Genomic DNA, 20899 nt, shown 5'->3' with positions numbered 1-20899 from the left:
CTCAAAACAGTTGGTTGCAGTTTGGTGGACTGTTCGCAAATTTTGGCGCCAAGTCAAATGGTTGCGCATGGCGCAATCAAACTGCCAACGGTGTTATGCCCCCGGCAAATGAAGCCAGAATCGGAGCGACAAGTGCAAATCCGGCACGCAGGATTTCGCCCGTACCTTCCTTAAGCCCATGAGTGGCTTTCCAACCGGCGATATCAAAGGTTTCTTCGGTTCGCGAGCGCCCGCGGGCCCGCAGGGCAAGTCTTTTTACGCGGCTGTCCAGAACCAAAGCAACCGGAAGATAGAAGCTGAGCAGCAACAGGCAAAAATAGGTTCCGGTAAACAATGCAGACGCTTTGACCAGCGACCCGTAGGCGGCCTTTCCGCTGTCCTCTATAAGGGGCATGGGCCAGTACATCCAGCTTGAAGCAAAAAACATGCCGAAAGTCAGAATGAGGCTGGACAGGTACAATTGCTGCCGCATCTGATGCATGTTGGCGGCCAGTTCTTCGGCTCTCTCTTCGATATCAGGGCTGTCTCTGGAGGCCAGACATAGGATCATACCGGCAATCAGTGCCCCAACGGACAGACCAGCAAGTGCATTGACGATGTCCAAAACCCGGTTGAACATTGAAAATACAGGGCTTTCACCGCAAGTGCCCAACAGCCAGGTGTCATTCGCGTTCATGCAACCGGGTAGCGAACCATTGGCCAAGGTCGTTTCAAAAACCGTTTTGCCGACCTGATAGTAAATCCGGGGCGCGGTGGATGTTGTAAACTGCTGGATTGTTGGCGTCAGTGCCAACAAAAAGACAGCCAAAGTCGTTACTATGGCGGCCACCCTGGTTTGCTGTTCCATCGGTCGCGCCAAACTGCGGGCCAGCACGGCAACGGCGAGAACGGCAAGCGCCGCAAAGAACCAAGATGCTGCAAGAAATCTGAGCCGGCCTACCGCTTCAAGCCATGTGTTCTGATCGCTCAGGATCTTAAGCGGGATATCCAGTTCCGATGCGATCATGTGATCTTGGATCAGCTTGTGAACACCGAATATCAGAACTGGAAGCAAAACAATCGAAAAATATCGCAGTTTCACCCGGCGGTTAGACATGTTCAACCTCATGAATTGCCGAAAACCCCTCTGAAATCCTTAACACAATTTCTGAAGTCAATCACCGCTTGACGGTCGACCATGTTGGAAGTCGCCGTTTTGAAGGACCAGACGACCCGTTTAAGTACAGCGCCCAGATGCTTGGCATGAGTTGAGTTCAGGAGGAATTCTTCTGAATTTTGATATGTTGTGATAAGATTGGCCAAGTCCCAGGATCGCAAGTTCTGACAAAACCATGGGTGTTGACGGAGCAAATAACCAGGAAAACGCTTCTGAAAAATCAGAGGCTCTACTCCTTTACGCCCGCAGCGGTGGGAACGCAGAACGACCAGCGTCGCCCGAACCCAGAAGCAGACGGACCGGGGTCTGGTTCGCAGAACTTTTATCTTCGCTCATCAAAACCTCGGTCGCATTTTTTCTAGCATACCTGTTGGTTCAGAGCGTTGAACTGGATCTTAAGCGAGCGCAATTTACTGCGGACGCGGCGGATAAGCTCAAGACCTACATTCTTGACCTCAACAGTGATGAGTTCGCGAATAGCGCTGAAAAATCCAAGGCGACCGCGCTCGCGCTAGGGGGCTTCGGCAGTGTTGCAGCATTTCCGCTGGTCCAATTCATCGACCATGGAAATGAGTTTCAGGTCAGCTGGGGAAAGCTGGGATTGGAACAGGCGGGGCTGATAACGAACGACGAAACCTGCGAGGTTATCATCCGCGTGATTGATGATCCTACCCAAACTTTCAAGTGGGGAACACGTAAGGCTGTTTCCGAAATCGCTGGCAGCGTAGGTTGCCTCGACGCTGTGAAACCGCTGGAACGCCTCGGCGCGGATTTGACAGATGCAGGGGTGCCTGCTGATGCGCAGCCGGAATTTCAAAAGGCAATTCAGGCGGCATTGGCGAAAATCGAAAGAGCAAACCAAAGGGCGCAGAAATGGTGGATGTTCTGGTGAATTGCAAACCTTCTAAACAGAGCTTCTCGCAGATGTGCAGGGGAGTTGTGGTGGGCTTGATCGTAATCTTTCTTTTGGGTGAGGGCGCGCGTGCGGGGCTTCAGGGTTGCCCGGATGACACGGCAAGAAACGACAAATTGCTTATAGGTTCGATGGATATGGTCAGCCCGATCAGCGAACGCAGAAGGCGCGCCCTGCTTGCTGCATTCGAAATGCACTTTGACAAGGCCGACGCCTCGCTTGGGTCTCTTGCAAAGGTGATCTATTGCCCGCAGCGTCAGTTGCGGGATCGAAATACCTATGATGCCGACGTAACAGGCGTTCTGAACGACGAACGGGTATTGCTAGAAGTCGGTGCCAGGGTCAGCGGGGGTGACATTATCGTGGCCTATGTGGTCATTCCCCTGCGCCACTACGGTTTCCATAGCGTTGAGCCGCCTCGTATGCAGGGTTACCACGAGGCCCTATACGAGCAGGCCCAGATCGATGCAGGGCTGGATAAACTGTTTCGGGGCAATGCCGAGTTGCGTTTGTTCTCAGCTTTGGCGCTGGGATTGCGGCACGAAAGGGCGGCTGACTCTGCGGTTCAAACCCAAGAGCAAAAGACAATGTTGCTACGTTCTCGTGCGTTTTATTGTGATGCGATCGGAACGCTAGAAGCAGCAAAACCAAGGCCTGACTACCTTGGACTGGAGCCGGACGAATGGCAGGCGCTGGGCAATTTCGCTCGCGAAGGGGCGGATCGTGTTTATCGAGAGACGCTGAACAGTTTTGGTGACCAGAGTACACTTCCAATTCTTCGAGAAATTCGCGGAAGTGACGCTGACGACAAGGGACTCTGTGTTGATCCGCTTCCATCTCAAACCGATGGAGGAGGTCAATAATGGAACACGCAATCAGGTCATTCATGACGCGTGCAGGGTTGGCCGTTTCCGCTACCCTGTTGTCTCTGGCGGGCGTTGTGTCGGATTCACGAGCCGTTCAGGCTGGTGGATTTACCGCCTGCGAGTATCCGTTTGTTTTTGAGGACTCTGCAGCAAATATCGTTCCTTTGGAGTATCTGGCGACCTCGGCCGATGTGTCATCAGGTGACGGGGACCGACTGGCGAAACTACAGAAAACGGCACGACGGTTCAGCTGGCTTTTCAAACTGGATAGCTGGCATCAGCCGACCTATGGTAGTCTTGGAGTCGTCGCACATATGTTCCTAGATGGTGTTTGCGATCCTGACGTTGTTCTGGGCCTGTTATTGTCAGGCGGGGCGTCGCAGCCATTGCGTGAGGGGCAAATTCTGGTTTTCTTGCAGGGTCGCATTTTTTTGGAAGAGGACCAGATTTTCGTTCAGTCCAGACTCCGGGGGTTTCGCCGTCTCACGGATCAATACGAAGCCGTGCAACCTGTTTCTAATAACTTCGCCGAAGAATTTCTGCATGCTTACCTTGGCCAGTCCGGCGAGCCGATGTCGATTTCGATACCTGCGCTCGACGTGACTTTTGCACCGCGCGTGGTTTCCGAAGAGTTGTTCCAACGCATCGACACTACGTTTATCGAGGCCAGCAAAGTCTACAGTAGTCCTGATCTTGAGGCCTCCAGCGACGAGCTGCTCTTTGAGCCGAACGAGCGAAGAGCGTTCAGTGTTGAAATTGGGGCCGAACCTGGTTGGATCAAGGTGGATGACATGTTCGGCGGCCATCCCAACCAGGGATACATTCGCATCAACCCCGAAGCCTCGCATCTGTTCCATAGTAGCTTGCCCGAACTTGATTTTCTGAATGGTGCGCTCGGGTTTCTAAGGCTGCGGCAAAACCGGTTGTCCGATGAGTTTCCGCCTGTGTCCGACGGGACAGTGCAAATGGCACAGGCCGCGCTAAAGCGTTATCTGGAAAGTGAGTTGACCCTCAATGAACCGGAACTCAGGGCATTGGCCCATGCGTTGATAGGGTTCATTCAGGCTTCGGAAGAAAAAGACTGGATGGCTGCGCGCGTATCCTTTCTTGAGGCGGCGACGTTGTCCCCGACCGATACCCACTACCGCAACGCTCTGGGCGTGACGGATGCCATGCTCTGCTGTTCACACGATGTCTCACCTCCTTACCGAGATCCCGCAAGATGGTTCGCAGATGCCCTGTCCGTAAACCCGGAAAACGGAGAGTCGCTGAGCAATTTGCTTCGCTTCCTGGAGTACCTGAACGAAACAAATCAAAAGCCGGATGGGATTGATACGACCAATTTGCCAACAGCCCTGGACGTGGTTCGAAAGGTCGCTGACCAGAATCCGGACCTGATGTCAAAAGGACAGCGCTAGGACGCGAAGGGGACCTAAATTCACCCCGGCTTTTCGATTGCGCTGCCAGAATTAGTATCTTGCCTGCCACCTATGCACGAGTTTACGGGCGCTCTGTTTCTTAAAAAGACAATTTCTGCTATGATCGCAGCATATTGTTGAAAGTTTATTGGGTGGTATTGAATGCGTGTCTACGAAGCGGTTGTCGCCGCGCTTGAAACCATTGGGGTAGACGCCGCTTATGGCGGTGCCGGCGAAAATGCAGCCGGTTTGATGCTTGCGCTCGACGCATCGGAAAAGATCAGACCCATTATAGCCAAAAATGAACAGGGAGCGTCGTTCATGGCCTGCGGTCACGCGATGTTTACCGGAAATCTAGGCGTGTGTTTTGCCACTGCCGGTCCGGGTGCGTTCAACCTTATTTCAGGAATGTGCGTGGCTTTGACCGACAGCTATCCTTTGTTGGCGATCAGCGGGTATTCGACGGTGGCATGGCAGGGAAGGGGGGGATTGAACGAAACCTCTGGCCTTGCCCGCACTCCGGATTCGCGGATGATGTTTCGTGCTGCCACAAAAAAAGACCCGCAGTCCGGCGAACCGGCAGATTTTCTTGTAACCGACCCCGATGACTTGATCGATACGTTGCAAAAAGCCATCGAAATCGCATTTGAAGGTCGCCCTGGCCCAGTACATGTTGCCGTCGCAGAGGACATAACCGACCCCAAGATCGAAGTGTCCAACTTCAGGCCTCTGCGCATGCCGCAGACTGGTGTGACGCCTGATCCGGCTTCGCTGGATCGTGCTGCAAGCGTGTTGGAAAAGGCGATCAAAGCTGAGAAAAAAGTCGTGATGCTTGCCGGATTTGGGGCGATCCTGGCCGGAGCCAATGATGTCACCAAGGCGTTCATCGAGCGGTTTCAGATACCGTTGCTGACCACAATGGATGGAAAAGGGATCGTAGCCGAGGAAAACCCATTGGCTATAGGGCTCTATTGTGATTCAGGGCACAAGGCAGCGTGGGATCTTTTCGACGACGCGGATGTGGTGCTGGCGGTCGGCAACTCATTTGCGCAACATGCGACATTCGATTTTTTCGACAGATTGTTCGAAAACAAGACCCTGCTTCACGTCAACATTGACGCAGGTGAGTTTGACAAGTTCTACAAAGCTGATCACGTCGTTTTGGGGGATGCGAAACAGACCTTGCAAGGTCTGTATGATCGTTTAGACGCCTCGGTAGGACCCGTGCCGGAACGGGAATACCGGCCCAAGGATTACGATGAACGCTTCATCATTTCCCCGCAAAAGCAACTGCATCCGGGGGAAATGGTTCAAAAGATTTCGCAAATGCTGCCGCCGGGCGGTGTTGTGTTGGCAGACGCTGGCGCACATGCGGCCTGGGCCGGCTACTATCTTGAGTTGAAAGAAGGCCAGAATTTTAGAAAACCCGGAACCTATGGTCCGATGGGGATCGGGGTGTGCGGAGCGATCGGTGTAAAGTATGCCGAGATGAATCGTTCGGTCGTAGCTGCTGTTGGTGATGGTTCTTACCTGATGACCGGGTTCGAATTGATGACGGCCGTGCAATACAACATTCCAGTGGTTTGGGTCATTTTCAACGACTGCGAATTCAAGCTGATCAAGCTGTATCAGCTGTCTGCTTTCTTCAAAACAGGGCTCGTCGAATTCGACAATCCAGACTACGCCGCCTACGCCCGAGCCTGTGGCGCAGATGGATACGTGGTCAACAAGCTCGACGAGTTCGAGAAGGCGTTTGCGGCGGCTCTGGCAAGCGGCAAACCGACCCTCATTGACGCGCGGATTACACGTCTGGCGTTGCCGAATTATTCACCCCATCCCGAAGGTGTGCTTGCCGCGATCTGGCAAGGCATTCGTTCAAGGTTCGGGTTGTAGACAGGAGGCCACCATGGACGGTAGCTCGGATTCCCTGCGAAAATGGCGCGAAGTGTATGTCGGAGGCTCGCCCGAGGCAGAGTTGAAAGAGACAAAACAGCTTGCCGAACTGATGATGGCAGCACAGCAGAAGTCTGCAAAGGCTGGCAAAGCGCCCAAGGTCGAGCGCGCCTTTCATAAAAAGGCAATCGCCGCATTTGAAGGCGCTGAATTGAGGTTTGTCGACGACCTGCCAGAGGACCTTGAGGTGGGGTTCGCGATACCCGGCAAATGGTATCCAGCGATGGTGCGGATTTCCAACGCATCGTCGCAAACCCAATCCGATGAAGAAAAAGACCTGCGTGGATTGGCAGTACGCGTTCGCGATGCTGACGGCGTTGACCATGACTTACTGGCCACGAATTTTCCTGTTCCCCACGCGCGCAATGCCCGCCAGTTCGTGGTCTTCGCACATGCGGTGTCCGGTGGGAGGTTGTCAAAGCTAGTGGGGTTGATGCGCCTGTGCTTTGTTCTGGGCTTCTCTGAAACACGCCGGATGCTTGACAACGTGCGGACAGCACTCAGGGAATGTGACAGCGTAGCGATGGAAAGCTACTGGAGCCGCGGGGCCATTGCCTGGGGAAACGAAGCGGCGCGGTACGTTTTCAAACCGGCACCGGATGCGCCGGCGGTGAAGGGTACCCACTCTGGCGCGTCGCGTCTGTCTTCAGAATACGCCACACGTCAGGCAAATGGTGATGTGGTGTTTGACCTGTTCGTTCAGCGGTTTGTTTCAGAGGATCAAACACCTATCGAAGACGCGGCGCATGAATGGGACGAACGGGTCAGCCCGCCTATAAAGGTGGCGGAATTGGTAATGCCTCAGCGCGATCTGTCGTCACCGCAGGCCCTAGCCGAGGCGCTGAAAATCGAGCAACTAGGGTTCAATCCGTGGAATACAGCGGAAGAGTTCCGTCCTTTGGGAAACTTGAACCGCGCGCGCAAAGCGGCTTATGACGCATCCGCCTCGCACCGGCAGGGCAAACGGTTCAAGGCCGCACCGCCTCCGGTTCAGAATAGAATCTTCGGAACGGCCGCGCGATCCGTACTGCGCGCCGTTAACCGCAGGATTCCGTGGCACAAAATTCCGTTTCTTTTGGTTCAGCTGCTCAACCTCGACGCGCTCAGGTATGATCTGAGGCAAAAGAATCTCATTGACACCGATCTGGAAGAAACCGTGCCAAGCGCGCGCGCGGTGCCGCCTGAACCGGCCCCCGAACATCGCGTTTACCGAACTCATGACGGCACATATAACGATCTGTCGGATCCGACGATGGGTGCGGCGGGCGCAACCTTTGGCAGAAACATGCCACCGCAGGCCCAGCCAGACGGCAGCCCCAACCCAATTGAGGTAGCCCGGAAGTTGATGGACAGACAGGCCTTTATCCCTGCCAAAATCCTGAACATCCTGGCGGCCTCGTGGATTCAGTTTCAAGTCCATGACTGGGTATCGCACGAGCGGCGTAAACTGGGCGAAGATGATGACGTCGTTCCTGTCCCAGATGGCTACCCTGATTGGAAGAACCGCCCGGACGGAGAGCCGGAACGTAGTATGCGCATCGCCGGAAACATCCCGAAAGAGGGGGCAGATGATCCGATCCTGTTTGCAAACGAGAACTCTCATTGGTGGGATGGCTCGCAAGTTTATGGCGTCAATTCCGAGGCCGCGAAAAAACTTCGTAACGGACCCAAGCTAAAGCTGACCAAAGACGGCTACCTCCCTTTGAATGTGAAGGGATTTGAGCTGACCGGCTTTAACGAAAGCTGGTGGCTGGGGCTGTCGACCCTGCACACGTTGTTTGCCCGAGAGCACAATGTTCTTTGCGACGAGTTGCAGCGCGAATACCCTAACATGGACGAAGAACGGGTGTATCAAACCGCCCGCCTCATCGTGTCGGCCCTGATCGCGAAGATCCACACGGTCGAATGGACGCCAGCCATACTTGGCACCGAAGCGCTGGATATTGGAATGAACACCAACTGGTACGGCCCGCCTAAGTCGTGGTTGACGCGCTTGGGCATCTGGTTGACTGACGTTCACGCGCTTAAAGGTATCCCGGAAACTGAGCCTGATCACCACACCGGGCGCTACGCCCTGACGGAAGAATTTGCGACGGTTTACCGAATGCATCCATTAATTCCGGACGACTACATTTTCTATGATTTTCAATCCGGCAAGGAAAAAGCGCGCCGTGGCTTTCTGGAGATTCAGGGCGAAGAGACTGACGAGCAATTGCGAGAGCTTGGCCTGCGCGATTGTCTTTATTCTCAGGGTATTGCCCATCCCGGTGCGATCACATTGCACAACTTTCCGAAATCCCTTCAAAACCTCGAACGTTTTGATGAGCTGATCGATTTATCGGTGGTAGACATCGTCCGCACGCGCGCCCGGCACGTACCGCGATACAACGCGTTCCGCGAAGGGCTGCACATGCCTCGTGTTACCGACTGGGATGACCTGACGGCTAACCCCGACACTAATCAAATACTAAAGGATCTCTATGGCGATATCGACAAGGTCGATACGGTGATTGGCCTGTTGGGAGAAACCCCGCCTGAAGGATTCGGATTCTCGGACACGGCGTTTCGTGTCTTTATCCTAATGGCATCGCGCAGGTTGCAGTCGGACCGCTTTTTGACCACTGACTTTCGACCGGAAATCTATACGCCGCTTGGGATGGAGTGGGTGGCGCAAAACGGTATGAAATCCGTTTTGTTGCGGCATTTCCCCGAGTTTGCAACGGTTCTGCCAAAGAATGCGACGGCCTTTGCGCCCTGGAATGTGGTTGAGGGGGAATGAAATGCCGAAGGACAAAGTTCAAAATGGGCTGAAGGCCTTTCTGAATGCCCCGCTGGCGCAGACGTTGTGGAACCGCAGAACCAAGCGTGTCAGCCGCGGTTCGAATGTAGTCGCCGGTTCGCTCAGTTGGGAATCTCAGAATGAGCGCTCGTCACTTTCACCGCTGCAAGAGGCGATCCTGATTGCCGCGACCGGCGTTACGGGCCTGACCATGCCTGACAGGCCGTTTTTCGACGACGAAAGCGGCGATCCGATCATGTCGAAGCCGAACCTTGTGATGGAGGGGCGCACTGCCGGTAGCCCGGACAATGCACAAGGTACGCATTTCTTTATGATTAATGACAGTGGTACCTACTTTCTGCGCAGGCTTGAACCTCTTGAAGGTGGGACCGAAAGCTGGACGCCCGAGGTATTGATCGAGCGTGCAGAACAGGCAAAAGTGCAAATTCTGGACCGACGTGTCGACGTGCCCGAAGGGATGCGTGATTTTCCGGCTTACCTCGATTCGAACCGTTTTTTGTCAAACACTTCGGGTTCGACCATTTTCTTCCCGGTGGTGGATCTATCTCACCAATACATTAATGCATTGATGTACATTCTAACGCAGCCTGACAAGGCGCGGCCGGTCATCGTGGACGACCGAAATTTTTATCGGCCCGCTGGTGTCAAGAAGTGGATCGACAGGGGTTTTCTGAACCCGGATATCAAGATTCCGCTGGGGATCTTGGGCCAAATGCGCACACAGATCGAGGCTGATCTACTGGTGCAAAACTTGTTTCTTGTGACCGAGGCTCTGGGTCTGGGCGGCTGGATTCATGCCGCGATATCTCCACCGGTTCTGATGGGCGATCCGAAGTTCAGCGACAGATTCGGTAAGATGTTGGGGTTTGACTATGTCACACCCAAATGGCGGCTGATGGATCTGCTCCGCTGGCATACTTTGCCGGTTGCGGCGATGAAGCATGTCCGTGCCCATGCGGTGGGATTGCGCCATCATGGAGAGCACCTGATCAAGGGTAAATGTCCGCCTTATTATTCGTCTATGTCCGAGGCAGTTGATGCAGTTGTTGAAGGCAAGTTCGGTTCCGACGGTATTTACAAGAACGACGCGCTGTTCAGCCAAATCTACAAGGGCGATTTTGGTGCCAAGTATCTGGAAGAAGCGGGTGAATACGAGCAGGACATAATCGAATGCGCCCGCGATATCTGTACGTACGTTTACGAAACACACGGGCGATTCCCGGCTCATTGCGAAGCAGTTCACGCACCTGGTGTTTGGCTTCAAACGCATCGGGTCGAGAACGAATACTACGACGCTTATTTCCAGAACGGCCTAACATCCGCCCAACGCGCTCACGACCTGAATTGGCCGAGCTGAATTGGGAAACCAGTCTTGAATTTGACTTTACATTGGTGAGTACCTCGGGGCCGTTGCAAACTCACACTAGCAAATCGAGCCCTGCTGTCACCGTGCCCTCAAATATTGGGGATGTGTAGCAAACTATGAGGCCTAATTGACGAACACGCAAATTCGGTTTTTTGTTCTCAGAGATTTAGTCCTCCAATAGGTTTCAACTTGATTTCTTAGAAAGGCTGCCATGGCCTTGTCAGAGGAACTTGGGTTGAGCGGGGCAGGGGTGTTGCGTAGCCTCCGATTTTGAAAAGATTGTCGCCTTTCAAGTATTTCAAAACCAGTCCCGAGATGATCCGCCTTGCAGTGATGCCATACATCCGTTTCCCGCTTTCGCTTCGGAATTTCGAAGACTTGTTGCACGAGCGAGGCATCGACGTGAGGCACGAAACTGTCCGATATTGGTGGAACAGGTTTGGCCCGATGTTTGCTGCTGAAATCCGAAGAAAGCGTGTTCGGTAAATGAGAGCATACTTCAAATGGAAGTGGCACGTGGATGAGGTTTTTGTGAAGGTGAATGGCAAGCGGCACTATCTTTGGCGTGCTGTTGATCAAGAAGGTGAGGTGGTGGAAGCCGTTGTCACCAAACGCCGAAACAAAGCTGCAGCGCTGAAATTCCTCAAGACACTGACGAAGCGATACGGTAAGTCGTAAACCGTCGTCACGGATCGCTTCGCATCGTACCGGGCCGCTCTCAGAGAGCTTGGCGCTACCGAAAAAGAAAGGACGGGTAGGTGGCTCAACAATCGCGTTGAGAACTCGCACCTGCCATTCCGACGAAGAGAACGCGCGATGCAGCGTTTTAAGCGTATGCGAAGTTTGCAGAAGCTCGCCTCCGTCCATTCCTCGGTCTACAACCATTTCAACCAAGAAAGATCGCTAGCCAGCCGAGACACCTTCAAGCTGACTCGAGCCGCCGCTCTCGCAGAGTGGCGCGAACTCAGTGCGGCATAAAGGGCAGCGCTACTGGCCTAGCTGAGACTAGTTAGAATTTGTCTGACAGCACCTTCGAGTGTTCCTCGTTGATTGGAATAGACGGCAGCTTTATCAGCCTAGCTGAAGCTGGTTCAAATTAGTTGACAGCACCTTGACTCAGAAGCTGAAACACGGGAACCGTTCCGGTCAGTCCTTTGAATACTTGATCCCGTAAAAATCGTGTTTTCTTGGATGTTCCTAACGCTTCGACAACCGACGCATCGACTAGTGTTTCGGCAGCTCGCGCGTGTTCACATAGCCGAGCTGCAAGATTTGGCACTTCTCCAATGGCCGCATAGTCAAACCGGCCTTCAAATCCGATACAGCCAATAGTGGTTTCACCCTTGGCGATACCGATCCCGAGACCCAAGCTCGATCCCTCCTTTTGAAAGGGTTCAAGCGCGTTTGCGACCGCAGCATGCAGCTCGCTCGCAAAGGTGACAGCCTGGCCCGTAGGATCGCGTGCCCGCAGCGGGGCATTAAACAAAACAACGATGCCGTCGCCCAAGAAACGTTCAAGTGTGCCCTGGTGCCGTTCAATCAGTGGTCCAGCGCAATTGTGAAATACGTTGAGGGCTTCCAGTACTACTTGAGGATCAGAGGCTTCCGTAAAGGCCGAGAATCCCCTTAGATCTGCAAACAAAACGACGATGTCCGCTCTTCGGTTCTTGAGAATAGCGCTGTCATCACCAACCGAAATAATTTCTTCTGCCACTTGCCTTGGTAGAAAACGGCGCAAACGATTGAAGCGCTCAATCTGACCAATCTGTTGATTTACTCGTTTTTCGAGTTCCTTGTTCCAGCTCTGCACTTCGTCATGCAAAGCTTTTGTTCGGAGCATTGAACGTACACGAGCAAGGAGTGCGATTGTGTCAACTGGTTTGGTGAGATAGTCATTTGCACCAGCCTCAAGCCCTTGCACCATATCTTCAGTGTTCGAACGAGCTGTGATCAGAACCACCGGAATAAAGGGGAGTATTGGATCCATTCTCAATCTTCGACAGACTTCGAAACCGTCCAGCTTAGGCATCATTACGTCTAGCAAGATCAAGTCGGGCGACAAATCAGTTGCTTTTTCTATAGCGTCTTCGCCATCTATGGCCTCGGCAGTACTATAACCATGCGCGCTAAGTCGCATGGTCAGCAGGTTGCGATTGTCCTGCTGGTCATCGACAATCAAAATGAGTGGTGGGTCTTTCATTTTTTCATTCAGACCTGTCCAACAAAGGTAATGACTTTGGCCAACAGAGCACGCGGACTGTAGGGCTTGGTAACATAGTCATCACATCCGGCTTCTCGTGCTTTTGTTTCGTCGCCAGACAAAGCAAAGGATGTTACGGCGATGATTGGAATGTTCGCGACCTTTGGGTGCTGTTTTATCTGGCGCGTGGCATCGTAACCGTCTAATTCTGGCATCTGGATATCCATCAAGATTAGATCGGGCTTTTCAGCAATCGCTCGGTCTACACCTAACGCTCCGTTTTCGGCCTCCAGCACTTCGAAGCCGTGACTGCCTAGAAGGTCTCGGAGTATGCGTCTGTTGTCAGCCTGGTCTTCTATTACAAGTATTCTTTTCGACATGCTCAGCTCCTCGTGGCCTGAACGGGGAGTACAACAGTGAATGTCGAACCGTTGCCAAGGCTGCTGGCGACTTCAATTCGCCCACCGTGCATTTCTGCGATCTTTTGAGAGATAGACAGACCGAGGCCAGTACCCCCGGCGGCACGCGTGGACGAGGCGTCAGCTTGCTTGAATTCCAGGAAAACCTCATCAATTTGCTCTGCGGAAATTCCAACTCCTGTATCAGTTACGGCTACTACAAACCGTTGATCACTACGCGCCAAGTTTATTTCGACGTAGCCCTTGTCAGTGAACTTTACCGCATTTCCGACGATGTTAAGTAAGACCTGTCTAATACGACCCGCGTCGCCATACCCAGCGGGGAGGCCGCCTTCTACTTTGGTGCGGATTTCCAGTCCCTTGCTCGCTGCTATAGGCTCAATCGTGGAAACAACGTCTTTGAGGATATCAGACATCGAATATGTGTCCAGTGCCAGTTCGAGTGCGCCGGCTTCAATCTTTGAAAGATCCAGAACATCATTGATCAAAGACAGTAGCATTTTGCCGTTCACTTGAACCCGATGCAGCGGATCGTCGATTTTTTTGGGCACCGGACCATAAATTCCATCCCGGATCATTTCGGTGTATCCGAGGATCGAATTCATCGGAGTTCGCAATTCATGGCTCATATTGGCGAGAAATTGCGACTTGTGTAGGTTTGCAGTCTCAAGCTCATCGTACAACGTACCCAAACGCTCTGTCATACGATTGGCGCTGCGGGCGAGATCTCCAAGCTCGTCGGTGCTCTTGATATTAGCTCGGGCGGTAAAGTCGCCTTGAGCAACTTTTCTTAGCGTGACCCGGATTTGCTCAATCGTGCGGATCAAAGATTTGCTGAGCAGGAAGCCAAGCAAAATCGCAATAACGACTGCAATCCCAGCTGAAGCAAGCACTATTCGCCACGATTGATCAAACGCGTTTTGGTTAATCAAAGCTTTCGAACGCATACCATCGCGCAAAAGCAGGTATCGTTTCTCAATCAGATTATCCAAAGACTTAATTATTGGGACCAGCTGCAGCTCAAACATTGATTTGGCAACTACAATCTGCCCAGCTTCATATCGCTCAACGATATCAAGTCCTATTCGTTTTATTTCTTGAGTCTTTCGCGACACATCCGCGATTTCATCCTTCGAAAAAAGGCTGAGATCCGGTTGATCCCTTGTCTCAATGAGATGGCCAAGCGACTGAATAACATGCAGCTTATCTTTAAAGAAGCCTGCACTGTCGCCAAGCATGGTGTTGCCTCCAGTTTCGGCAAAAATTGCTGTTCCATTCAACCAGATTTCTTGCAGACTGCTTTCAAACACCTTTAGATTTGATAGCCGTACCTGATCTTGAAGCAACTCAGCAGTTCGAAGGTTCGCTTTGCGCAACTCAGATAGCCCGGTGAACGCCAGTATTAGCATTAACCCAACAATTCCAAGTAGCGCGACCAGCAACTTGGTTCTTATCTTGATGTGAAACCCGCTGGGCGAATTGGTAGAGGTTACATTTGCGCTATCTGCGGCTTTCACGAAATCAGAAGTTTCGGCAGTCATACAATCGCTCCCGACAGTATTGATCGGATATGCAATTGACTAATTATGCATCAGAAATGCCAGATCACAAAACCATTGAAGAAGCTCAGGGAAGTTGAATGGCTATGCTTATATTGAAGAACGTCTTGCGAAAGGACCTTCCGGCTCGTTGCCGACACTTGCTACTACCAATATGAAATCCCGCTGTCGGAAAATACACGGCACAAAGTTGCGGTGTTTCCGTATCTAGTAGCCACTTTTGGGGTGAGGGCGATGGCACTCGATATGCGTCTGAAAGTATCTTTGGCGCAATTCGGCCTCGGTGACGGTTTGGATCGTACTGCTGGCTTTGAACCTGTCGGGGCTGATGCGCCATGTAAACTTTGGCAGCGCCTATAACTTCTCGTCTTTCCTGAATTACAACGCGATGTTCATTGCGATCGCGCTGGGCATATGTTTCGCGATCATGACTGGCGGGAGTGATCTGTCGGTCGGATCCGTTGCGGCCTCTACGTCGGTTGTTGCTAAGTATCTCAGCCCAAACGCAGTTCAGGTTGCGCTGCCGGAGGCTGGCCGGAGTCTTTTTGGCCTCGGGTTTTCGAGCCGGACAACCCCTTTAGGGCATCGGATGGGAATTGTCGGCCGCCGCGTCCGTCGTGGTGGGCTGCACTTTGTTAACGGGTGGGATGGGTTCGATCCCTGCGACGGCGGCCAGTGCGCTGATGCTGGTCTTCAACGTTCCAAAATACGAAAACGAGCAAGGCACCATCAGTTTCAGTGCCTATTGGCAGATGGTCATACGTGGAGGCTTTCTATTTGCGGTCATCCTTTTACAGTCTCGGGTTATTGCCAGGCAGCAGAAGGTCTTGGGTTCATGAATCGCATAGAAAGTGTTTCAGCGCGGCTGTTCAACGTTCCGCTCGCGGAGGTTCTGGTCGATGCCAAACATGGGGATCACACGTTTTTTCAATTGATCACCGTCACTGTACAAACCTCTGATGGGGTCGAAGGGGTCGGGTATACCTATACGGGGGGCAAGGGTGGGCATGCCATCCTGGCTATGATCCAGCATGATCTGGCACCGTTCCTTGTAGGACAAGACGCCGAACAGATCGAAAGCTTGTACGATGCCATGCAGTGGCACGTGCACTACGTGGCACGGGGCGGGATCGCCTCCTTTGCCATATCGGCCGTGGATATTGCTCTGTGGGACATTCGCGGCAAAACACAGAATGTACCATTGTGGCAGATGGCCGGCGGAGCGTCCAAACGGTGCAAGGCCTACGCCGGTGGGATTGACCTGAATTTCTCGTTAGAGAAACTACTGCGCCAGACCGAAGGGTACCTTGCGCGTGGGTTCAACGCAGTCAAGATCAAGGTCGGTCAACCAAACCTGGCCGACGATCTTGCACGTGCCCGGGCGGTGCGCGAGATGTTGGGCCCGGACCGGTTCTTTATGGTCGATGCGAATTACTCTATGAGCGTCGAAGAGGCGATTGTGGCTGCCAGAGGGTTTGCCGACTGTGATATTTTGTGGTTCGAGGAACCGACTATTCCAGACGACTACAAAGGTTATGGCCGAATTGTCGAAGCGACGGGCGTTCCCCTCGCCATGGGTGAAAACCTGCACACGATACACGAATTCGAATACGCTTTTGATAACGCGAAGCTGAGTTTCATCCAGCCCGATGCCTCAAACTGCGGTGGAATTACCGGCTGGCTTCGCGTGGCCGCGCTAAGCGCAAAGCACGGCATTCCGGTTTGCAGTCATGGGATGCAGGAGCTGCATGTCAGCCTTGTTTCTGCGCAACCCAACGCAGGGTGGCTGGAAGTACACTCATTCCCGATAGACCAGTACACGACCCGTCCGCTGGTTGTGGAAGATTGTCTGGCCGTTGCCCCGGATACTCCGGGAACCGGAGTGGAATTCGACTGGGACAAACTGAATGCGGAACACAGGGAGATGCATACATGACGACCCAGACAATCTCTGCGGCGTATTACAGGGGCGATAAGAGCTTTGCTGTAGAGCAAGCCCAAACGACGGATCCGGGCCCCGGCGAGGCCGCCATTCGCGTTGCCTATTGTGGGATTTGCGGGACGGATATGCACGTCTACCACGGCAACATGGATGCTCGTGTCGGCCTGAACCGGGTGATTGGGCATGAGATGTCAGGTACCGTCGAAGCGGTGGGCGAAGGCGTCGATACGGTCGAACCCGGCCAGAAGGTCGTTGTCCGACCGCTTGATCATTGCGGCGAATGCCCGGCTTGCAAACGGGGACATCAGCATATCTGTCAGAACCTCAGGTTTCTCGGCCTCGACACCGATGGTGCCATGCAAGAGATCTGGACCGTTCCGGCCCACACGTTGCACGTTCTGCCGGATGACTTGCGCATGGATCACGCGGCGCTGATCGAGCCGGTCGCCGTTGCCTGCCACGATGTGCGGCTATCTAGCCTGCAATCTGGAGAGGACGTTGTCGTCATTGGCGGAGGCCCGATCGGCATTCTGGTTGCCATGGTTGCGCGGGACGCAGGCGGAAACGTCGTGATTTCCGAAGTGAACCCAAACCGTCTGGCGATTGCTGAAATACTTGGTTTCGACACGATCAACCCAACCGAAACCGATCTGGTGTCCACAATCAACGCGCGCACGGGCGACAAAGGGGCAGATGTAGTTTTCGAGGTGTCAGGAACGCAGCCCGGCGTTGATGCGATGACCGCCGTTGCCGCGACGCGGGCTCGGATCGTGATGGTCGCGATCCATGCTCAAAAGCCCCAGATCGACCTGTTCCAGTTCTTCTGGCGAGAGCTGCAACTGATCGGTGCGCGGGTCTATGAGCCAGAGGACTACGAGAAAGCCATCGCAGTTGTCGCCTCGGGCGGAGTGGACGCGGATGTCGTGATTACTGACGTCAGCCCTCTAGCAGACATTCAGGCCGCGTTTGAAGCTCTGGATCGCAGTCCAGCCGCAATGAAAAGCCTGATCGAAGTAGGACCGCGTTCATGAGTGTTTTGCAAAGTTTCGACCTGACGGGAAAGACGGCCCTTGTGACTGGGTGCAAACGCGGTATCGGGCGCGGCATGGCCGAGGCATTGGCATCGGCCGGAGCCGATATCATCGGAGTGTCCGCCTCGCTCGAGCTGTCCGGGTCGGATGTCGAAAAAGCCGTGACGGCGATGGGGCGAAAGTTCCGGGCGTACCAATGCGACTTCTCGGATCGCGCCGCGCTGCATGGGTTCGTTGATACGTTGAGGGCCGACGGGCAAACCCTTGATATCCTTGTCAACAATGCTGGCACAATCAAACGCAAACCCGCCGCCGAACACCCGGACGACTGGTGGGACGAAGTGATTGAGGTGAACCTGTCCTCGCAGTTCGTTCTGTCTCGCGAGATTGGCAAGGACATGCTGGTGCGCGGCTCTGGGAAGATCATCTTCACTGCATCGCTGCTGACATTTCAGGGCGGCATTACTGTGCCGGGTTACGCGGCCTCGAAGGGTGGGATTGGACAGTTGACCAAGGCTTTGGCCAACGAATGGGCCGGGCAGGGCGTGAATGTGAATGCGATCGCACCTGGCTACATCGCGACCGACAACACTCAAGCCCTGCGGGATGATCCAGTCCGATCGAAGTCGATCCTTGAACGAACACCGCAAGGCCGTTGGGGTACGCCTAATGACTTTGCCGGACCGGTGGTCTTTCTGGCCTCTGCCGCGTCTGACTTCGTCAACGGTGAAATCCTTGTCGTCGACGGGGGCTGGATGGGGCGTTAGCACTGCCAACGCCCCATTTAATCCAAAATCTCATGTCCCGATGTAGTGCACCTTCAATCGGCGGGTTTTTGGCGCCTCTCGATGTTCGAACAGGTATAGGCTTTGTACGCGGCCCAGAGGAAGCTGCCCCTGTTCGACCGGGATCGATACCTGAGTTTGCGTCAACAGCGCCCGCAGATGCGATGGAGCGTTGTCGTCCTCGGTCGGACGGTGGTGATACTTCCCTGGTGACTTGGGTACGAGTTTCTCGAAGAACGTCTCGATATCCCTGAGCACTTCGGGATCGGCATTGGCCTGCACCAACAGCGCAGCTCCCGTGTGGACGCACCAAAGGGTCAGCAGGCCCGAGACAAATTCATGTTCGGACACCGCACGCTGAACCATCCCGCTGATGTCGGTGATGGATTTGCCGGGCGTTTCAATGGACAGGTCAAAAAACTCTTGCTTCATCCAGCAGGCCCTTTCGTTGATTTCACGCGAACGCGCCCAGCTTTCTACACCCTACTTGGCCTTTAGTAGCAGGGTTCAAACATATGATTTTGAACGCATATTGACTGTACCCTTATGCAAACAGGCTTTTGAACTTTTCCACGCACAGACGAAAACCATCTTCGAAGTTTCCGTTGCCGGGGTGATAAACGCTCTCGAAGGAAATGACGCCATCATAGCCGTCGGATCTGAGCGCGTCCGCGATGGGTTGGAACAGAGGCGCGAGCTGACCTTCCCCCATGCGGCGCACTTCCAGCGTCGCCCTCGGCGTGTCGACCTTTACGTCCTTGATGTGAATGTGACCCAAGTAGCCGCCGCGCAGTTCTTCATAACCGTCCGGGTACGCCAATTCGTGGCACCAGCAGTTGTTTCCGGGGTCCCACAGCACTTTCAAACTGTCTTTTGCGTCCAACTCGTCAATCAGCCTGCGGGCTGTGTAGTTGGAATTGACCATGGTGCCGTTTCCGGTTTCAACGACAAGCGTCACGCCCTCAGCTCTTGCCAGTTCAACTGCCGGCGCGATCAGAGGCGGCATCGAGTCCCATACCCCATGCGCTACGTTCCACTTTTCGGCGCCGTTTTTCCCCCAGAGTATCTGCTCTTTTCGTTGTGTCATGATCCGAACAAGAGGAGACCCAACAACATGAGCCATGTCGATCACTCGTTTCAAAGCGTCCATGTGCCGAGTGTGCAGGTCGTCGCCGGGTCTGTTGGCAGCTGTCATCCCTGCAAAGATATGGCGCGACAGACAAGACACAGGCTTGCCCCGGTCGCGCAAGAGTGCGTCGATCTCGGCAATTTCCTGCGGGGAATGGTCTCCGACCTCCGTATCGCCAACGAATTGAAGCTCTGCATAGTCCAGACCGAATTCGTCCATTACGTCCACGGCATGCCGCAGATCGCGGGAAATGCCGTCGCAAATCACTCCTAATTTCATGTCCGGTCCTCTCAGCGATGCAATTCTGCGTCAACGATCTCTTCGATGACGCGGGTACAGACCCAGTTGTCGCCGTTCGGGTATTTGGTTTTCCCAGCGTGAAAGATCTGCATCGCGGATGACGCTGTGTGCATGGGAACGCCCAACGCACCGGCCAGTGCGAGAGAGATCGTTAGGTCCTTGTGCATGGTAGCGATATGGCTGCCGGTGGCTTCGAACTTGCGATCAATGATGTTTTCAAGGGCGTTATTCACGACGCCGCACCCGGCGCTGGAGGACGAGAACACATCAAGCAAGGCCTGACCGCTGACACCGGCTTTGGCCGCCAGGGCCGCAGCCTCGAATGTAGCGGAAAAGATTGATCCGATAAGGGATTGGAGGCAAGCTTTCACGGTTTGCCCGGCGCCGGCGTTTTCTCCGACCCGATGAATGGTAGCTGACACTGCCTGCATTACTTCGGCATTTCGATCCAGCACATCCGAAGCTCCGGCAGCCATCATCGTCAATGTGCCGTTTTGCGCGCCGGGAAACCCACCCGAGACTGGGGCGTCAATCAGGTGGATGCCCGAACCTTCCATGTCTTGCCCGATCGCGCTTGCTTCGGCCGGGGTAATGGTCGCCGACAGGATGACCGTTCCGCCTTTGGCCATGTTCGCAACCAGCCCGTTTTCACCCAGAATGACATCGCGGGCCTGATCTCCGTTCATCACCATGACAAACACAGCGGCGGCGTGACGGCCGACCTGTCCCACGCTGTCCTTGGCCAGGCCGCCCATGTCGGTAAATGCCGTCATGCGTGTCTCGCTCAGGTCGAAACCGGATGTTTCAAAGCCATTCTTGATCAGGTTCTTGGCAAGGCCGCTGCCCATGTCACCAAGACCGATTACGCCTGCTGTTTTCATTTGGAATCCTCCCGTTTTTCCGCCATTTCCGTATGGCAGACGTTTCGAAAAATGATGCCCAATCGCATCGGTTTTCGCGGGAGTTTCACGCGTCTTGAGCAGACGTCGGGCGAGTCCGGAAGACACCCCGCTGCCCGTTTACGTGCCGTAAGTAAACGAAGAATGCAGCGCTCAGGCAAGC

At 54.0% G+C, this 20899-nt stretch carries 17 protein-coding genes and 1 pseudogene; 11 read left to right on the top strand and 7 right to left on the bottom strand.

Annotated elements, in window-relative coordinates; all coding sequences use genetic code 11:
• Nucleotides 1-76: 76 nt before the first annotated feature.
• Nucleotides 77-1006 (bottom strand): hypothetical protein, encoded by a 930-nt coding sequence (locus ACR0NO_RS06245; RefSeq protein ID WP_480723338.1) that lies wholly within the window; start codon nucleotides 1004-1006, stop codon nucleotides 77-79.
• Between the two features lie 325 nt (nucleotides 1007-1331).
• Here ACR0NO_RS06245 and ACR0NO_RS06240 point away from each other — a divergent pair, with 325 nt between their 5' ends.
• From ACR0NO_RS06240 to ACR0NO_RS06210, 7 genes and pseudogenes are all read left to right on the top strand, one after another.
• Entirely contained in the window at nucleotides 1332-2048 is a 717-nt protein-coding gene (locus ACR0NO_RS06240; RefSeq protein WP_170639098.1) for a hypothetical protein, read from the top strand.
• Complete coding sequence (locus ACR0NO_RS06235; protein ID WP_480723337.1) at nucleotides 2030-2932, top strand: hypothetical protein; 903 nt, start codon at nucleotides 2030-2032, stop codon at nucleotides 2930-2932. The genes ACR0NO_RS06240 and ACR0NO_RS06235 overlap by 19 nt, the downstream gene beginning before the upstream one ends.
• On the top strand, nucleotides 2932-4353 hold the full coding sequence (locus ACR0NO_RS06230) for a hypothetical protein (RefSeq protein ID WP_170677357.1): 1422 nt from the start codon (nucleotides 2932-2934) through the stop codon (nucleotides 4351-4353). The genes ACR0NO_RS06235 and ACR0NO_RS06230 overlap by 1 nt, the downstream gene beginning before the upstream one ends.
• A gap of 162 nt (nucleotides 4354-4515) precedes the next feature.
• Nucleotides 4516-6246 (top strand): thiamine pyrophosphate-binding protein, encoded by a 1731-nt coding sequence (locus ACR0NO_RS06225; RefSeq protein ID WP_480723336.1) that lies wholly within the window; start codon nucleotides 4516-4518, stop codon nucleotides 6244-6246.
• A 13-nt stretch (nucleotides 6247-6259) separates the two neighbouring features.
• Nucleotides 6260-9085 carry a peroxidase family protein gene (locus ACR0NO_RS06220; protein ID WP_480723335.1) on the top strand — a complete coding sequence of 942 codons (2826 nt, stop codon included), beginning with the start codon at nucleotides 6260-6262 and terminating at the stop codon, nucleotides 9083-9085.
• 1 nt (nucleotide 9086) lies between these two features.
• The gene (locus tag ACR0NO_RS06215; RefSeq protein ID WP_480723334.1) at nucleotides 9087-10463 is read left to right on the top strand and encodes a hypothetical protein; all 1377 of its coding nucleotides are present in this window, start codon (nucleotides 9087-9089) and stop codon (nucleotides 10461-10463) included.
• A 324-nt stretch (nucleotides 10464-10787) separates the two neighbouring features.
• A pseudogene (locus ACR0NO_RS06210) lies at nucleotides 10788-11450 on the top strand (IS6 family transposase).
• A 118-nt stretch (nucleotides 11451-11568) separates the two neighbouring features.
• Here the strand turns inward: ACR0NO_RS06210 and ACR0NO_RS06205 are convergent.
• Genes ACR0NO_RS06205 through ACR0NO_RS06195 form a run of 3 tightly spaced genes read right to left on the bottom strand, consistent with a single transcriptional unit; the run spans nucleotide 11569 to nucleotide 14632 of the window.
• On the bottom strand, nucleotides 11569-12672 hold the full coding sequence (locus ACR0NO_RS06205) for a response regulator (RefSeq protein ID WP_480723333.1): 1104 nt from the start codon (nucleotides 12670-12672) through the stop codon (nucleotides 11569-11571).
• A gap of 8 nt (nucleotides 12673-12680) precedes the next feature.
• On the bottom strand, nucleotides 12681-13052 hold the full coding sequence (locus tag ACR0NO_RS06200) for a response regulator (protein ID WP_480723332.1): 372 nt from the start codon (nucleotides 13050-13052) through the stop codon (nucleotides 12681-12683).
• 2 nt (nucleotides 13053-13054) lie between these two features.
• The gene (locus ACR0NO_RS06195) at nucleotides 13055-14632 is read right to left on the bottom strand and encodes a sensor histidine kinase (protein ID WP_480723331.1); all 1578 of its coding nucleotides are present in this window, start codon (nucleotides 14630-14632) and stop codon (nucleotides 13055-13057) included.
• A 614-nt stretch (nucleotides 14633-15246) separates the two neighbouring features.
• Between ACR0NO_RS06195 and ACR0NO_RS06190 the strand changes: the two genes are divergently transcribed.
• Genes ACR0NO_RS06190 through ACR0NO_RS06175 form a run of 4 tightly spaced genes read left to right on the top strand, consistent with a single transcriptional unit; the run spans nucleotide 15247 to nucleotide 18390 of the window.
• The gene (locus ACR0NO_RS06190; protein ID WP_480723330.1) at nucleotides 15247-15489 is read left to right on the top strand and encodes a hypothetical protein; all 243 of its coding nucleotides are present in this window, start codon (nucleotides 15247-15249) and stop codon (nucleotides 15487-15489) included.
• Nucleotides 15486-16586 carry a mandelate racemase/muconate lactonizing enzyme family protein gene (locus ACR0NO_RS06185; protein WP_480723329.1) on the top strand — a complete coding sequence of 367 codons (1101 nt, stop codon included), beginning with the start codon at nucleotides 15486-15488 and terminating at the stop codon, nucleotides 16584-16586. The genes ACR0NO_RS06190 and ACR0NO_RS06185 overlap by 4 nt, the downstream gene beginning before the upstream one ends.
• A complete protein-coding gene (locus ACR0NO_RS06180) occupies nucleotides 16583-17623 on the top strand; it encodes a zinc-dependent alcohol dehydrogenase (protein ID WP_480723328.1) in 1041 nt (346 codons plus the stop codon). The genes ACR0NO_RS06185 and ACR0NO_RS06180 overlap by 4 nt, the downstream gene beginning before the upstream one ends.
• Nucleotides 17620-18390: an SDR family oxidoreductase gene (locus ACR0NO_RS06175; RefSeq protein ID WP_480723327.1), complete on the top strand. Its 771-nt coding sequence runs from the start codon at nucleotides 17620-17622 to the stop codon at nucleotides 18388-18390. Before ACR0NO_RS06180 ends, ACR0NO_RS06175 begins: the two co-directional genes overlap by 4 nt.
• 30 nt (nucleotides 18391-18420) lie before the next feature.
• On the opposite strand, the gene ACR0NO_RS06170 is transcribed toward ACR0NO_RS06175, so the two are convergent.
• From ACR0NO_RS06170 to ACR0NO_RS06160, 3 genes are all read right to left on the bottom strand, one after another.
• Complete coding sequence (locus tag ACR0NO_RS06170) at nucleotides 18421-18840, bottom strand: secondary thiamine-phosphate synthase enzyme YjbQ (protein ID WP_480723326.1); 420 nt, start codon at nucleotides 18838-18840, stop codon at nucleotides 18421-18423.
• Between the two features lie 112 nt (nucleotides 18841-18952).
• Nucleotides 18953-19816, bottom strand: coding sequence for a sugar phosphate isomerase/epimerase family protein (locus ACR0NO_RS06165; protein WP_480723325.1), 864 nt, complete (start codon nucleotides 19814-19816; stop codon nucleotides 18953-18955).
• Nucleotides 19817-19827: 11 nt separating this feature from the next.
• A complete protein-coding gene (locus tag ACR0NO_RS06160; protein WP_480723324.1) occupies nucleotides 19828-20718 on the bottom strand; it encodes an NAD(P)-dependent oxidoreductase in 891 nt (296 codons plus the stop codon).
• Nucleotides 20719-20899 lie beyond the last annotated feature (181 nt).

The sequence above is a fragment of the Ruegeria sp. CL3 genome (assembly GCF_056536505.1).
Note: the sequence above shows the minus strand (reverse complement) of the source record. Positions and strands in the feature narration are given on the sequence as shown.